The organism is Aquabacterium parvum, assembly GCF_001447195.1.
Classification (GTDB): domain Bacteria; phylum Pseudomonadota; class Gammaproteobacteria; order Burkholderiales; family Burkholderiaceae_C; genus Aquabacterium; species Aquabacterium parvum.
This window is the reverse complement of sequence record NZ_LFRI01000103.1, coordinates 86,465-99,227: the sequence shown is the minus strand read 5'-3', so window position 1 is coordinate 99,227 and position 12,763 is coordinate 86,465. Positions and strand designations below refer to the sequence as shown.

The 12,763-nt window shown below is 66.6% G+C and carries 15 protein-coding genes, 1 tRNA gene and 1 pseudogene; 6 read left to right on the top strand and 11 right to left on the bottom strand.

What is annotated here, in order from left to right:
• A pseudogene (locus ABG80_RS04305) lies at positions 1-125 on the top strand (IS5-like element ISCARN85 family transposase); the annotation flags it as partial.
• 35 nt (positions 126-160) lie between these two features.
• Here ABG80_RS04305 and ABG80_RS04300 read toward each other — a convergent pair.
• Entirely contained in the window at positions 161-421 is a 261-nt protein-coding gene (locus ABG80_RS04300) for a hypothetical protein (protein WP_058086535.1), read from the bottom strand.
• Positions 422-735: 314 nt separating this feature from the next.
• Positions 736-1,320 carry a recombinase family protein gene (locus ABG80_RS04295; protein WP_058086534.1) on the bottom strand — a complete coding sequence of 195 codons (585 nt, stop codon included), beginning with the start codon at positions 1,318-1,320 and terminating at the stop codon, positions 736-738.
• A gap of 276 nt (positions 1,321-1,596) precedes the next feature.
• On the opposite strand from ABG80_RS04295, the gene ABG80_RS22410 reads away from it, so the two are divergent.
• Positions 1,597-1,734 (top strand): hypothetical protein, encoded by a 138-nt coding sequence (locus tag ABG80_RS22410; protein ID WP_160322429.1) that lies wholly within the window; start codon positions 1,597-1,599, stop codon positions 1,732-1,734.
• Between the two features lie 22 nt (positions 1,735-1,756).
• On the opposite strand, the gene ABG80_RS04285 is transcribed toward ABG80_RS22410, so the two are convergent.
• The 5 genes from ABG80_RS04285 to ispB all read right to left on the bottom strand — a co-directional run bounded on the left by ABG80_RS04285 (position 1,757) and on the right by ispB (position 5,629).
• The gene (locus tag ABG80_RS04285) at positions 1,757-2,050 is read right to left on the bottom strand and encodes a hypothetical protein (RefSeq protein WP_058086532.1); all 294 of its coding nucleotides are present in this window, start codon (positions 2,048-2,050) and stop codon (positions 1,757-1,759) included.
• Between the two features lie 303 nt (positions 2,051-2,353).
• Complete coding sequence (locus tag ABG80_RS04280) at positions 2,354-2,719, bottom strand: hypothetical protein (protein ID WP_058086531.1); 366 nt, start codon at positions 2,717-2,719, stop codon at positions 2,354-2,356.
• A gap of 44 nt (positions 2,720-2,763) precedes the next feature.
• Positions 2,764-4,479, bottom strand: a complete 1,716-nt coding sequence (locus ABG80_RS04275; protein ID WP_160322428.1) for a DUF6538 domain-containing protein — start codon at positions 4,477-4,479, stop codon at positions 2,764-2,766.
• Positions 4,480-4,596: 117 nt separating this feature from the next.
• Positions 4,597-4,673 (bottom strand) — tRNA-Pro (locus ABG80_RS04270).
• Positions 4,674-4,699: 26 nt separating this feature from the next.
• Positions 4,700-5,629, bottom strand: coding sequence for an octaprenyl diphosphate synthase (gene ispB / locus ABG80_RS04265; RefSeq protein ID WP_058086529.1), 930 nt, complete (start codon positions 5,627-5,629; stop codon positions 4,700-4,702).
• 188 nt (positions 5,630-5,817) lie between these two features.
• On the opposite strand from ispB, the gene ABG80_RS04260 reads away from it, so the two are divergent.
• The gene (locus tag ABG80_RS04260) at positions 5,818-7,107 is read left to right on the top strand and encodes an FAD-dependent monooxygenase (protein ID WP_058086528.1); all 1,290 of its coding nucleotides are present in this window, start codon (positions 5,818-5,820) and stop codon (positions 7,105-7,107) included.
• Positions 7,108-7,122: 15 nt separating this feature from the next.
• Here ABG80_RS04260 and ABG80_RS22405 read toward each other — a convergent pair whose 3' ends face one another.
• Together ABG80_RS22405 and ABG80_RS04255 are read right to left on the bottom strand one after the other, a co-directional pair.
• Positions 7,123-7,263: a hypothetical protein gene (locus ABG80_RS22405; protein ID WP_160322427.1), complete on the bottom strand. Its 141-nt coding sequence runs from the start codon at positions 7,261-7,263 to the stop codon at positions 7,123-7,125.
• A 103-nt stretch (positions 7,264-7,366) separates the two neighbouring features.
• The gene (locus tag ABG80_RS04255) at positions 7,367-7,729 is read right to left on the bottom strand and encodes a hypothetical protein (protein WP_058086545.1); all 363 of its coding nucleotides are present in this window, start codon (positions 7,727-7,729) and stop codon (positions 7,367-7,369) included.
• A gap of 190 nt (positions 7,730-7,919) precedes the next feature.
• Here ABG80_RS04255 and ABG80_RS04250 point away from each other — a divergent pair, with 190 nt between their 5' ends.
• Positions 7,920-9,173, top strand: a complete 1,254-nt coding sequence (locus ABG80_RS04250; RefSeq protein ID WP_235513744.1) for a glutamate-5-semialdehyde dehydrogenase — start codon at positions 7,920-7,922, stop codon at positions 9,171-9,173.
• A 66-nt stretch (positions 9,174-9,239) separates the two neighbouring features.
• The gene (locus tag ABG80_RS04245; RefSeq protein WP_058086526.1) at positions 9,240-10,025 is read left to right on the top strand and encodes a sulfite exporter TauE/SafE family protein; all 786 of its coding nucleotides are present in this window, start codon (positions 9,240-9,242) and stop codon (positions 10,023-10,025) included.
• On the opposite strand, the gene ABG80_RS04240 is transcribed toward ABG80_RS04245, so the two are convergent.
• Positions 10,016-11,245, bottom strand: a complete 1,230-nt coding sequence (locus ABG80_RS04240) for an SMP-30/gluconolactonase/LRE family protein (RefSeq protein ID WP_235513742.1) — start codon at positions 11,243-11,245, stop codon at positions 10,016-10,018. The two genes, ABG80_RS04245 and ABG80_RS04240, sit on opposite strands and share 10 nt — an antisense overlap.
• Positions 11,246-11,464: 219 nt before the next feature.
• Between ABG80_RS04240 and ABG80_RS04235 the strand changes: the two genes are divergently transcribed.
• The gene (locus tag ABG80_RS04235) at positions 11,465-11,695 is read left to right on the top strand and encodes a DUF2061 domain-containing protein (RefSeq protein ID WP_058086525.1); all 231 of its coding nucleotides are present in this window, start codon (positions 11,465-11,467) and stop codon (positions 11,693-11,695) included.
• A gap of 176 nt (positions 11,696-11,871) precedes the next feature.
• On the opposite strand, the gene ABG80_RS04230 is transcribed toward ABG80_RS04235, so the two are convergent.
• Positions 11,872-12,648: a ferredoxin--NADP reductase gene (locus ABG80_RS04230; RefSeq protein ID WP_058086524.1), complete on the bottom strand. Its 777-nt coding sequence runs from the start codon at positions 12,646-12,648 to the stop codon at positions 11,872-11,874.
• Positions 12,649-12,763 lie beyond the last annotated feature (115 nt).

Genomic DNA, 12,763 nt, shown 5'->3' with positions numbered 1-12,763 from the left:
AGAGGTTGTTCCGGCGGCTCAAGGGCTACCGCCGAATCTTCTCCCGGTTCGAAAAGCTTGATGCGATGTTTCTCGGCTTTCTCAGCTTCGTGCTCGTGGTCGATGGGCTTCGCAGTTTGTGTTAACAGGCCCTAGCCACTCTTCCTGCCACTCGATTGCGTCAGCGGGGGACTGAGGCTGCGCGGGGGCCTTGTTGGGGTGCATGGGCATGTTCTCCGTTGTTCGTGTTCTGCGTGTGCTGCTTGTGTTCGTAGACGATGGTGGCGAAGACCTCATTGAAGGTCACGGCCCGCCCGGTGCGTGCCTGGATGGCCCGCTGGGTGTCCTTGATGTGGTCGAAGGCGGAGACGGGGATGGGGACCGTTCTGAAGACGGCCTTCTCCCGCTGGCCCTGCTCGGGGCCGGGGTGCTGGTATTGCATGTGATGCTTTATCCGGTTGGGGTTAGTTGAGGTGCGCCCCTCGGGCCATCGCGTCCAGGCGGGCGGATGCTGGGGGCTATAGCCAGGGGCTAGGGGCGGCTTCTGGTCGCGCCTGCGGGCCACTGCCTTTTCAGGTCAACGACTTAGAGGGCGATTTGCGTGGCGTCCGGGCGGAACGCTGGATGGGGGCTAAAGGTGGTGGCATGGCAAGCGAATCCACGCCCCGAGGACCGCAAGTGCTTGCGCTGATTACCGATGTTCCCGGCCCATCAAGGAACAGCGCGCCAGTGCTAGATTGGGCCGCCCGCCCCGCCCTAACCAGGGGCAGCGTCCCGGATGGCGATGACCGAAGCGCGGGAGATGTCGTAGTCCCGCGCCATCTGGCTGACCGTGGCGCCTGCCTCCAGTTGTTCCCGGATGGCCTGCTTGTCTTCCTCCGAGGTCTTGGAGGGGCGCCCCAGTTGCTTGCCCTCGGATTTGGCCCGAGCTAGGCCCGCCTGGGTCCGCTCCACCAGCATGTCCCGCTCCATCTCTGCCACGGCTGCCAGGATGCCCACCACGGCCTTCCCTGCGGTGCTGGTCAGGTCGGTATCCCCGAGGGCTTGCACCTTCACGCGGACCCCTCGCTCTGCCAGCATCTTCAGCGTCTGCATGACGTCGATCATGTCCCGGCCCAGGCGGTCCAGCTTGGAGACCAACAGCATGTCGCCTGCCTCCATGCGGTCCAGCATCTTGGCGAACTGGGGGCGCTGGAGGGCGGGCACCTTGCCTGAGATGGTGTCAGCGAACCATCGTTGGGCGGGCAGGCTGTGCCCCAGGGCTTCCAGTTCTTGGCGCTGGTTCTCGGTGGTCTGCTCGGCGGTGCTCACTCGGCCATAGCCGTAAATGCGGGCGGTCATTCGCTTGCTCCCTGGTGTTGGAAAAGGCTGTCAGTATTCCGCATGTGTTGGAAACTGTCAAGGCCTACATTACCAACACCCCAGGATGCCGCCTGCGGAGGGTGTCGGAATCCTTCGTTTTCCGACAGTGCAGCCCTGCCATCGCGCGCAGATTGGGGCGCCTGTCCAGGGCCCCGCCTGCTCAGTCAAGCCGGGAAACGTTTCCCCGCGCGCCGTGAACGAATATCCGAAACCATGGAGGAGCATTCCCGCACAGCCACTGTTTTGGACACTGTGATGCGCGCTCTGCTCGACCTGCTCTCCGCCGTTCGTTCTACGCTCCAGGCCCTTCAGGAGAACCCGGTGGGGGCCGTGACGCTGCTCGCCCTTTCGGCCTTTGCCCTGGTCGCCTATGTCTCGCGCCACCGTAGGTAACAGGCCGAAATGGGCACAGGCCTCAGGCGTGCCTACGGCCCCGCCAATCCACGATGAACTCCATGCGCCCCGCGCGGAGGGTGAACGACCCGCCCCCACTGGGCAGGTTGCTCGGTTCAGTCCACGCATCCCAGAAGATTGGATGGTCGGGATACCAGAAGACCCCGGCCCCGGTGATGCGGGTGTGCTTCTTCAGCATCCACACGAGCACCTGCGCGGTCATGTCCAGGACGGACTCAACCCGCCACATGAAGCGGTGATAGATGCAGCGGAGGGCGTGGACGGCGCTGTCGCGGGCTGCTTGTGCTTGGCTCATGTTCTCTTTGCTTTGGTCGCGTCAACATCGACGCGGGGCCAATGCTGGCGGAGCAAAGAGGGGCCAAAGGTAATGTCCCTGCGTCCCAGTCAGTACACCGAAGCGGAAGGTTTACCAAGGCGGACGATTAATCCGTAGCAAGGTCTGATGTGCTCGGAGCACACCCGGGGTTTGAGAACCGCCAGCCTCCAGTGTCACATATAGCGCAATCCCTGCTGTTGCTCCGTGTGGACAGCGGGAGGGGGCACGGGGGGAACTCGCCCCAGGCGCAGTTAGGGAGAGGGCTCGGAAATTCCTCGCGTTTTATCGCGGGTTGACCGAGCGAACCACCACGAGAGCATCCGCCACGAGCGCCCGCGTAGAAGCTCTGTAGTTATCCCCGTAGGTATTGGCGAACGCGTTCGGGTCCGAGTAACCGAGGTTCTCCTCCATGATTGCAATCCTCAATTCAAGCAGCTTGGGCTCGCATGTGCGAATGACAAGCGAGACAAGGGTCTCCAGCGGCTCCGTTCTGTTGTTGGCAAGTAGGGCCCCTGTGTTGAGGGCGCACTCGTCATAGGCCTTTTTGGCTGCAAGCACATCGGTTGATGTGGTCGTGTAGTTCTCGGGGGCTTTGGCACCACACGAGGCCAGCCCGAGGGCAGCCAGGGCGAACAGCAGGCGGTGCATGAGGTCTCCTTGATTTGTAATGCACGCAGGATAGCGCCCCTTGCTCACCCCTCGCGGCGCGGCTTGGTGGTCAGCAGTCCAGGCAGCAGCGGGGGCGGCTCCCATCCCTCAGGCGGGAACACCTTCGGCAGGCTCACATCCTCATGCACAACCGCCACGGCCACGTCCACGAGGTCGGCAGGCTCGGGGTGGCTGTAGGTCGTGTCCGCGTCCCCGCCCTTCTGCTTGTGCCCCGTGTACGCGTTGATGTTGAACGGGTAGACCTGCTTCCGCTTCAGCATGGTCTCGATGGTGTGCCGGAAGGAGTGGAAGGTGTTCTCAGGCCCCCACCCATGACGAGCCTTGAGCTTTGAGAACCAAGTGGCGAACGGCCCGCCCGCGTTGTTGAGGTCTGAGACCGGCGCCATAGGGAACAGCCGCTCATGCCCCGCCTGCCTCAGGCTGGCAGCGTACTCAGGCAGCCCCAGCCGAATCAGCTCGGGGTGCATCGGGATGACGCGCTTGGATGACGTGTTCTTGACGGACTGCCACGCCTGCTCGTCCATGATCGAGATGCACCAGAGCGCCCCCTCCTGCCGAATGTCGGTGGTCAGGAGCTGCGCCAGCTCAGTCACACGGGCGCCCGTGTACGCCCCGAGGATGGGTATCCAGTAGGCAGCATCCCGGCCCGCCGTCCGCACCTCGGGCAGTTCGTACGCCTGGAACAGCGGGGCAGCAAACAGGGCAGCCAGCTTATCCCCCTTGATGGGCTTGCGCACCGTGACCCGTTCCCTTGAGCCCTCAATTTTGATGGTGGCCCACGGGTTGGCCGCGATGCGCTGTTGCTCCTGCATCTCAAAGCGGATCAGCCGCGAGACGTAGCCCAGGCGGTCAGCCGCAGTGCGCGGCGCCAAGCCCTGTGCGAGGAGCCAATCCCGAAACTTCAGCCCCTGCTGGCGGGTGAGCTTAGCCAGCGGCGGATTGCCCAGGACCGTCTCAAACTGGGCCACGATGCGCTCAGCAGTGCCGATGGTCTTAAGCGTGGGGCGCTTGCCCTTATTGCTCCACAAGTGCAGCACATCGCGGAGCGTCAGCAAGTGGGCGGGCTTGTCTGCCGGACTGAAGTGGGCTGCCTCGCTGGCTGAGATTGACTCGGGCATGACGGGCTCAGGGGGCGTATCGAAAACCTCGCCCCTGTCCCGCTGCTTGCGCCCCTCGATGACCTGCGCGGTGGCCTGAGCCCAGGCGTACAGGGCACGGCGCTGCTCAATGCCGTCAGGCGGCAAGTCCAGGCCATGGGTGCCTAGCCAGTCTTCAGCCCGCTCCTTCAGTCCCGCAAGGTTGCGCCCTGAGACGGCCTCCCGCGTGGCCTCATCCAAGGGCATGCCTGTGCCGAAGTCCGCGCTGTCACCGCCCGGCCATGTCCACCCATCAATGCGGGCCTCCTCGTCGTGGATCAACACGGCCCGCGCTGCTTGGGCTGCTACCGCCTTGACCTCCTCAAGGGTCGCCACGCGAAACACGCGCTCGGACTCAGGGGCCGGGGCCGGTGGGCTCAGGGCCTTCCCCTGCCGGTGCCGCTCCTCCAGGAAGCGGGCCTTCCAGTGCGCCCCTAGCTGGGCCACGCGGACTTCAGCTTGCGCCCTATTGATGTCGCCGAGGGCCTCGCTGTGCTCCTTCTTCCCGAAGGTCTCGCGAAGGTCGCCGGGAATGGGAATGCGGAAGTAGAAGCGTCCGCCCTTGGGGACGAGGTAGCGGGTTTTCTTTGGCAACTTTGACACGCCCAGATTGTCCCATGCAGCCGCTAGAGAGTGCCGCATGTGGGAAGAATTGTGGGAAGGTCAAAGGGAGAGAACCCTTTGTTCATCGGGCACAGAGGGTTGTGCCTCGGAAAATCCTGGTCGGGGTGAGAGGATTCGAACCTCCGGCCTCTACGTCCCGAACGTAGCGCTCTACCAGGCTAAGCTACACCCCGATCTCAACGACGATCACTCACCGTCTTCAAGACGACCTGTGTATCGAGTCAAACGATAATTCTAGCAGAGATTCGCGCCACTCGTTGGCAGGCAGCCGCTCCAGGCAGCGCTTGGAACGCTCGGCCTGCTGCTGCGCAGCCTCGCGCGTGGCGTCCAGCGCGCCGGTGCGTTTGACGATCTCGACGATCTGCGCCATGCGCTCGACCTCGCCCTGCTCGATGGCCTGGCGAATCAGCGCAGCCTCTTGCGGCGTGCCGCGCTGCATCGCCACCAGCAGCGGCAGCGTGGGCTTGCCTTCGCGCAGGTCGTCGCCGATGTTCTTGCCCAGCTCGGCCGTGCTGCCTTCGTAGTCGAGCAGGTCATCGATGAGCTGGAAGGCGGTGCCCAAGGTGCGGCCATATTCGGCGCAGGCTTCCTCGACCTCGGGCGAGGCGTCGCTGATCAGCGCGCCCAGGCGGGCCGAGGCCTCGAACAGCTTGGCCGTTTTGTATTCGATGACACGCAGGTAGTCGTCCACCGAGATGTCGGGGTCGTGCATGTTCATCAGCTGCAGCACCTCGCCTTCGGCGATGACGTTGGTCGCGTCGGCCAGCACCTCCATCACGCGCAGGCGGTTGGTCGAGACCATCATCTGGAAGGCGCGCGAGTACAGGAAGTCGCCCACCAGCACGCTGGCGGCGTTGCCGAACAGGGCGTTGGCCGTCTTGCGGCCGCGGCGCAGGTCGGACTCGTCGACCACGTCGTCGTGCAGCAGCGTGGCGGTGTGGATGAACTCGACCACGGCGGCCAGTTCATGGCGCTCGCTCGATCGGTTGCCCAGGGCACCGGCGATCAGCAACAGCAGCATGGGGCGCACGCGCTTGCCACCGGCGCTGACGATGTAGTGCGAGATCTGGTTGACCAGCGCGACCTTCGAGGAAAGCCGACGGTGGATGACCTGATCGACCTCCGCCATGTCGGCGGCGGCGAGGGCTCGGTAGCTGGCGGGAGATGAAAAAGAGGTCACGCGAAGGAAGCGGTTGGGGGCGCCCGTGCAGGCACATGGGGGGCCGAATTGCAGCCCGACGCGGGGGATTATAGGAAGGCCCTTTCGGATTCGCCGCACAATGGCGCCTCAGCGCGCACCACCCCACCCGCGGCCCCATGGATCACCTCGACACCATCGCCCCCACACTGAGCCTGGCCATCGTCGGCGCCGGGCCAGCCGGCCTGAGCCTGGCCCTGCAGGCCGCACGGGCCCTGCCCGAAGCCCGCGTCACCGTGTTCGATGCCCGCCCGGCCGACCTCGACATCGCCAAGGACGCGCGCACCCTGGCCCTGTCGCTGGGCACCGTGCAGGAGCTCGGCCGCATCGGCGTGTGGGACGCCATCGCGCGTTCGGGCAAGCAAGCCCCCATCCTCGAAGTTCACGTTTCGCAGCAGCAGCCCACCGTGTTGTGGCCCGGCACCGGTCAACCTGAAGTCAGCATCACCGCGCGCGAGCAGGGCGTGTCGCAGTTGGGCGCCGTGGTCAGCTACGGCACGCTGGTGGCGCCGCTGCAGGCCGCCTGGCTGGACGCCGTCACGAACGATGAACACCGCATGGCCATGCGCTTTGGCACGCCGGTGCGTGGGCTCAAGCGCGTGGGCTCGCGCATCGAGGTCGATGCCGACATCGCCGAGGCCTTCGACCTGGTGGTGGTGGCCGAAGGCGGCGTCTTTGCCGACCAACCCAAGCTGCAATGGCCCGAGGGCCTGAGCCGCGATTACGAACAGACCGCGTGGGTGGGACAGGTCCGACTGGATGCGAGCGCGCCGGACGGCACGGCCTACGAGCGCTTCACGCCCTCGGGCCCAGCCGCCCTGCTGCCCCTGCCGCCCGGCCCGGTGCGTGCCGGGGGCGAAAGCGGTCGGCGTGCGGCCCTGGTGTGGTGCGTGCAGCGCCACGACGACCCGGTGGCTGGCCTGGACGAGGCCCAGCGGCTGACCGTGCTGGGCAGCATCTTCCCCGACCGCGTGGGCCGCATCCTGGAGGTGTCGCCGCTCAAGGCTTTTCCGCTGGGGCTCAACGCCCACACGCGGCTGGTCAGCGACGAAGCGGTGGTGCGCATCGGCAACGCGGCGCAGACGTTGCACCCGGTGGCCGGCCAGGGCTTCAACCTGGCCATGCGCGACGTGCACGAGCTGCTGGCCGCCCTGAAGACACAGGGCTGGGCAGGCGAAGACGACGCCGGCACGCGCGAGATGAAGGTGCGCCGCGCGCTGCGGCAGTTCGAGCGGCGCCGTCAGCCCGACCGATTGGCGCTCATGGGCGCGACCGACTTCCTGGCGCGCAGCTTCACGTGGCCGGCGCCGATCCTGGCGACGATGCGGGGGCTGGGGCTGGGCGCGGTGCAGCAGTTGCCGCCCGTCAAGCGGCTGTTGGCGCGCAGTTTCATGTTCGGCTGGCGCTGAGGGCGCCAGGGGCCGTCAACGCAGCGCCAGCATGGCGGTGCTCACGGGCTCGGCCTGCACGCGCAGCGGGACATCGTCCATCACGCCCTGGGTCAGGTACAAGCCCCATGCGGCGATGGCGGCGAACAGCAGGTGTTGCAGCAGTTTCTGGCGCATGGTGTGGTCTCCTGTGGGTGATGCGGGCCCGTTGAGGGTCGATGGAGGCATCGTAGGCAGGAGGGGCCTGGTGCAGCGCGCGGAGTAGCCGGGCTGCAAAGGGTCATTTCTGGCAAGACTCGCCTGCGGCACCCACTTCGATGCTCGCATCGCAACCACTGCCGGCCGAGATCAGCCGGCGCGCCCAGGCCTGCCACAGGCGGCGCCAAAGCGACCTGGAACGCGCGCCGCCCGCCTGCGCGCCTGCGCTGGCATCGCCATCGGCCAGCAAACCGCACACATAGCGCCCCTGCGCATCTGACCAGCGCAGCAAATCGCAGGCCCCACGCCGCTTGCGGCTGACCAGCATGCCCACCGGGCAAGGCTCGGCCAGGCAGCACACCCCGCAGCCGTTGCAGGGCGCGCCCTCGGGCGGCTTGGGTGGCGCCTCGGGATGGATGTGGATGACCTGATGAGGGTGGGGCATGAGGGAGCGCCGCGCCAGCAGAACAACCATGCCCCGCTGGCCACAGGCGCGGGCTCGGGGGCAAGGGGGACGGCAGGGGAGCCCCCGCAGCATAGCGGGTGCAGGGTCTCGCCGGGTTTGAGACAATCGCGGGATGAACACCGCCGCATCCACCGTCACCTGGGCCGAAGGCCAGGGCGTGCCCGACTACATGAACGCCGTCGGCCAGGCCGCCCGCGCCGCCGCCACGCTGATGGCCGCCGCCAGCACCGCCGCCAAGAATGGCGCCCTGCTGGCCCTGGCGCGCCAGATCCGTCAGCACGCCGGCGAACTCAAGGCGCGCAACGCCTCCGACATCGCCAACGCCGAGAAAAACGGCTTGGCCGCCCCCATGGTCGACCGCCTGCGCCTGACCGACAAGGTCATCGAGACCATGGCCGAGAGCTGCGAGCAGGTCGCCGCCCTGCCCGACCCGGTTGGCGAGATCACCAACGTGCGCCGCCGCCCCACCGGCATCAGCGTGGGCCAGATGCGCGTGCCCATCGGCGTGTTCGGCATGATCTACGAGTCGCGCCCGAACGTGACCATCGAAGCCGCCTCGCTGGCCATCAAGAGCGGCAACGCCTGCGTGCTGCGCGGTGGCTCCGAAGCCATCCACTCCAACCTGGCGCTGTGGAAGCTGGTGCAGGCCGCGCTGGCCGAATCGGGCCTGCCCACCCACGCCGTGCAACTGGTGCAGACCACCGACCGCGCCGCCGTGGGCCAGCTCATCGCCATGCCGCAGTTCGTGGACGTCATCATCCCGCGCGGCGGCAAGGGCCTGATCGAGCGCATCAGCGCAGAAGCCAAGGTGCCCGTGATCAAGCACCTGGACGGCAACTGCCACACCTACGTCGACGAGGTGGTGGACCTGGCCCTGGCCGTGAAGGTGACGGACAACGCCAAGACCCAGAAGTACAGCCCCTGCAACGCCACCGAGTCGCTGCTGGTGCATGCCGCGCAAGCCGCCGCCTTCCTGCCTTTGATCGGCAAGGTGTTCGCTGACAAGGGCGTGGAGATGCGCGCAGACGCCCGCGCCAAGGCCATCCTGGCCGACGTGCCCGGCGCCAAGGTGGTCGACGCGACCGAGCAGGACTGGTACGAGGAGTACCTCGCCCCCGTCATCGCCGTGAAGGTCGTCGACTCGCTGGACGAAGCCATCGCCCACATCAACAAGTACGGCTCGCACCACACCGATTCGATCCTGACCACGAACCAGCCCAACAGCATGCGCTTCATCCGCGAGGTCGATTCGGCCAGCGTGATGATCAACGCCTCGACGCGCTTTGCCGACGGCTTCGAGTACGGCCTGGGCGCCGAGATCGGCATCAGCACGGACAAGTTCCACGCGCGCGGCCCGGTGGGCCTCGAAGGCCTGACCTCGATGAAGTTCGTGGTGCTGGGCCAAGGCGAGATCCGCACCTGATCGCAGGCGTGACTCGGCCATCACAGCCCGGCCTGGCGCCGGGCTTTTTCTTGCAGGCACGCCCACATGCTTGAACTGGATGCCACGAACCTCGGCCTGATGCTGCTGGCGTCGGCCGGCGCCGGGCTGGTCGACGCCATCGTGGGCGGTGGCGGGCTGATCATCGTGCCCTCGCTGTTCGCGCTGTTCCCGCAAGCGGTGCCGGCCACGCTGCTGGGCACGAACAAGGCCGCGTCCATCTGGGGCACAGGCTGGTCGGCCTGGCAATTTGCCAAACGCGTGAAGCTGCCTTCTGGGCGGCTGCTGGGTGCCATCGTGGCGGCGATGCTGGGCGGGCTCATCGGGGCCTGGCTGGCCACGCGCGTGCCCGCTGACCGATTCAGGCTGGCGCTGCCCATGGTGCTCACCGCCGTGTGGGCCTACACCTTGTGCCGCAAGGACCTGGGGCACGCGCATGCCCCGCACCTCTCACCCCGAGCCGAAGCGCTCACGGCCACCGGCTTGGGCGGCCTCATCGGCTTTTACGATGGCGTGTTCGGCCCGGGCACGGGCAGCTTCTTGGTGTTCGCGCTGGTGCGCTGTCTGGGCTGGGACTTCCTTCACGCCAGCGCGGCGGCCAAGCGCCTGAACTTCGCCACCAACGTGGCGGCACTGGCATGGTTCATCCCGGCCGGGCACGTGGTGTGGGCGCTGGCTTTGCCCATGGCCGTGGCCAACGTGCTGGGCAGCAGCGTGGGCACGAAGCTGGCGCTGCGCCACGGCGCGGGCTTCGTGCGCATCGTCTTTTTGATCGTGGTCGCTGCACTGGTCGGCAAGACCGGCTGGGACGCCTGGCGGCTGCTTCAGGGCTGAGTGGCTGGCCCAGGCTGAGCCGGCATCCACCCGATGTCGTGCGCGTGCAGGCTCTGCACGAACCACTTGCCATCGGCCTCGGTGACGGCAGTGGTCTCGGGGTAGGCACCCGTCGCGTCCTGCAAGTCGACGACGATCCGGCCCGTGTCGTCGAACGCGATCACGTGGCCATAGGCCTTGGGCACGGGCCAAAGCGCGCGCGGCAGGCGCAGCGTGATGGAGCGCATGATGGGGTGCGGGGCTGCGGCATCGATGACCGGGCTGCGCGGCTTGGTCAGGCCCACCCAGATGCGCCCGCCCTCGCCACGCATGAGGTTGTCGGGGTAGCCGGGCAGGTTGTCGATCAGCACCTTGGCGGCGCCTTGTTGCATGGCCTGCTGGATGGTGGGCACGCCGACGTGGCCGTCGAAGGTGCGCACCAGCGAGAGCTTGGCCAGGTCGATGGCGAGCACGCGATAGGTGGCGGTCTCGGACAAGAACATCTGCTTGCCATCGGCCGAGAAGGCAATGCCATTGGGGAAGCACAGGCCGGTCAGGGCCACGCGGGCCTGCAGGGTGGCCGGATCCTGCGCGATCAGGCGGCCGGTGCAGCTGTGCTCGAGGATGTCGAGCACGCTGGCTTCGAAGGTGCCGCCGCTTTCCTGGGCCCCGAAGCGCCGCGAGGCGTCCGTCAGCCACAGCGTGCCGCCCGGGCCCACCTTGACGGCGTCGGCATAACGAACCGGGTCATCGGGCACGGGGTGCGACACCTTCGTGAGGATGGGCTCAACCTTTGCCTGAGCGCCCTGGCCGCTCACACGCAACAGGCCCTTGTAGGCGTCGGCGATCAGCAGGCGCCCCTGCTCGTCCACATCCAGGCCCAGTGGCCGGCCGCCGGTGTTGAGCACCGTCTCGCGCTTGCCGGTGGTGGCGGTGTCGACCCGGATGACCTCGCCATTGCTCAGACCGGTGTAGAGCCAGCCCTGGTGGGCCACCATGTGCTCCGGCCCGCTCTGCCCCTCGCCCAGGGCGATGCGCTGCAGGCCTTTGAGTCGCTCGTTGGGCTGGTGGGCACCGGTGTAGCCCGCGTCCTTGGGGGCCTCCCAGGGCACCGGCGAGACAGGGATGGGCCAGAACAGCAGGTAGGCCGCAGCGGCCACCAGGGGCGTGGCCCAGGAAGCGATCCAGGCCATGCGGCCACGCTGGCGAGAGGCGGGGGAGGTCGGGCGAGACAGGGTCATGGTCGGGCTCCAGGCAATCCGTGGAGTATTCAACAAAGCCCGGGGTGCGCCGAGGGGGGCTGCCCTGGGACGCCACGCGTTGTGGCCTCCACGCCCCATCCATCGATGAAACCTATCGGAACAATTTGAGTAATTGCCTGGATCTTTTGCACCCCACCCCAGACAATGAGAACCATTCTCAAGAACATCTCGACGTTTCACCCAGCAAAGGAGCTCACCATGGCCAAGACCGCAACATTCGGCGTGATGCACGTGATCACGGCCTTCAGCGTGACCTATGCCATGACGGGCAGCGTCACGGTGGCCGGTGTCGTCACCTTCGTCGAGCCGCTGGTCAACACCGTGATGCACTACTTCTTCGACAAGCACTGGGACCACCCACGCGTGCAGGCCTGGCGTGAGCGCATCGCCAGGGCGGTGCCCAGCATGGCGCCTCGGGTGATCAGGTAGCAGGTGGACGCGGCCTGAGCAGGCACCCCTTGCCCCCTGAACGTTGCTCAACCGTGCGCATCCCCACCCAAAAAACAACCCCTGCCGACCTCACCCAGGCAAACAAAAAGGCAGCCAGACCGGCTGCCTTTTTCGCTCATCCCAGGGACGCAGGCCCCCCGCTGAACGTCAAGCGATCACTTCTCGACGAAAGCGCGCTCGATCACGTAGTCGCCGGGCTCGCCCTGCGACGGCGAGATCTTGAAGCCACGGTCGTCGAGGATCTTGCACAGGTCGGTCAGCATGGAGGGGCTGCCGCACATCATGGCGCGATCGGTGTGCGGGTTGATGGGCTGCATGCCGAGGTCGGCGGCCATCTTGCCATTGACGATCAGGTCGGTCAGGCGGCCCTGGTTGCGGAAGGCCTCGCGCGTGACCAGCGGGTAGTACAGCAGCTTGTCGCGCACCAGCTCGCCCAGCAGCTCGTGGTTGGGCAGCTCTTCGGAGATGAAGTCGTGGTAGGCCAGCTCGGAGACGGTGCGCACGCCGTGGACCAGCACCACCTTGTCGAACTTCTCGTAGGTGTAGGGGTCCTGGATGATGCTCATGAAGGGCGCCAGGCCGGTGCCAGTGCCGAACAGGTACAGGTTGGGCGCGGGCTTGAGGTCATCGACCACCAACGTGCCCACGGCCTTGCGGCTGACCAGGATCTTGTCGCCGACCTTCAGGTGCTGCAGGCGCGAGGTCAGCGGGCCGTCCGGCACCTTGATCGACAGGAACTCCAGGTGCTCTTCGTAGTTGGCACTGGCGATGGAGTAGGCGCGCATCAGGGGCTTGCCGTTGACCTCCAGGCCGATCATCACGAAGTGGCCGCTGGCGAAACGCAGGGCCGGATCGCGCGTGGTCTTGAAGCTGAACAGCGTGTCGTTCCAGTGGTGAACGTGGGTGACGGTTTCTTGGTTGAACGCGGCCATGGTGTGGTTGCCTGTCGAAGCCAGTGGATCCAGAGTCGGAAAACCCTCTATTGTCGCCCAGATCGAACGCCCCTGCCCGACGCTGGCGCATCGGCACCGCCTGGCCCAGCGTCGG

Excerpts from the sequence above, each read along its gene's own strand:
- ABG80_RS22410 (WP_160322429.1), top strand. The coding sequence starts at position 1,597 with ATGCGCGCTCTGCTCGACCTGCTCTCCGCCGTTCGTTCTACGCTCCAG.
- ABG80_RS04255 (WP_058086545.1), bottom strand. The coding sequence starts at position 7,729 with ATGCCCCACCCTCATCAGGTCATCCACATCCATCCCGAGGCGCCACCC.
- ABG80_RS04235 (WP_058086525.1), top strand. The coding sequence starts at position 11,465 with ATGGCCAAGACCGCAACATTCGGCGTGATGCACGTGATCACGGCCTTC.
- ABG80_RS22405 (WP_160322427.1), bottom strand. The coding sequence starts at position 7,263 with ATGCGCCAGAAACTGCTGCAACACCTGCTGTTCGCCGCCATCGCCGCA.
- ABG80_RS04260 (WP_058086528.1), top strand. The coding sequence starts at position 5,818 with ATGGATCACCTCGACACCATCGCCCCCACACTGAGCCTGGCCATCGTC.
- ABG80_RS04295 (WP_058086534.1), bottom strand. The coding sequence starts at position 1,320 with ATGACCGCCCGCATTTACGGCTATGGCCGAGTGAGCACCGCCGAGCAG.
- ABG80_RS04245 (WP_058086526.1), top strand. The coding sequence starts at position 9,240 with ATGCTTGAACTGGATGCCACGAACCTCGGCCTGATGCTGCTGGCGTCG.
- ABG80_RS04240 (WP_235513742.1), bottom strand. The coding sequence starts at position 11,245 with ATGACCCTGTCTCGCCCGACCTCCCCCGCCTCTCGCCAGCGTGGCCGC.
- ABG80_RS04280 (WP_058086531.1), bottom strand. The coding sequence starts at position 2,719 with ATGCACCGCCTGCTGTTCGCCCTGGCTGCCCTCGGGCTGGCCTCGTGT.
- ABG80_RS04230 (WP_058086524.1), bottom strand. The coding sequence starts at position 12,648 with ATGGCCGCGTTCAACCAAGAAACCGTCACCCACGTTCACCACTGGAAC.
- ispB (WP_058086529.1), bottom strand. The coding sequence starts at position 5,629 with ATGGCGGAGGTCGATCAGGTCATCCACCGTCGGCTTTCCTCGAAGGTC.
- ABG80_RS04300 (WP_058086535.1), bottom strand. The coding sequence starts at position 421 with ATGCAATACCAGCACCCCGGCCCCGAGCAGGGCCAGCGGGAGAAGGCC.
- ABG80_RS04285 (WP_058086532.1), bottom strand. The coding sequence starts at position 2,050 with ATGAGCCAAGCACAAGCAGCCCGCGACAGCGCCGTCCACGCCCTCCGC.
- ABG80_RS04250 (WP_235513744.1), top strand. The coding sequence starts at position 7,920 with ATGAACGCCGTCGGCCAGGCCGCCCGCGCCGCCGCCACGCTGATGGCC.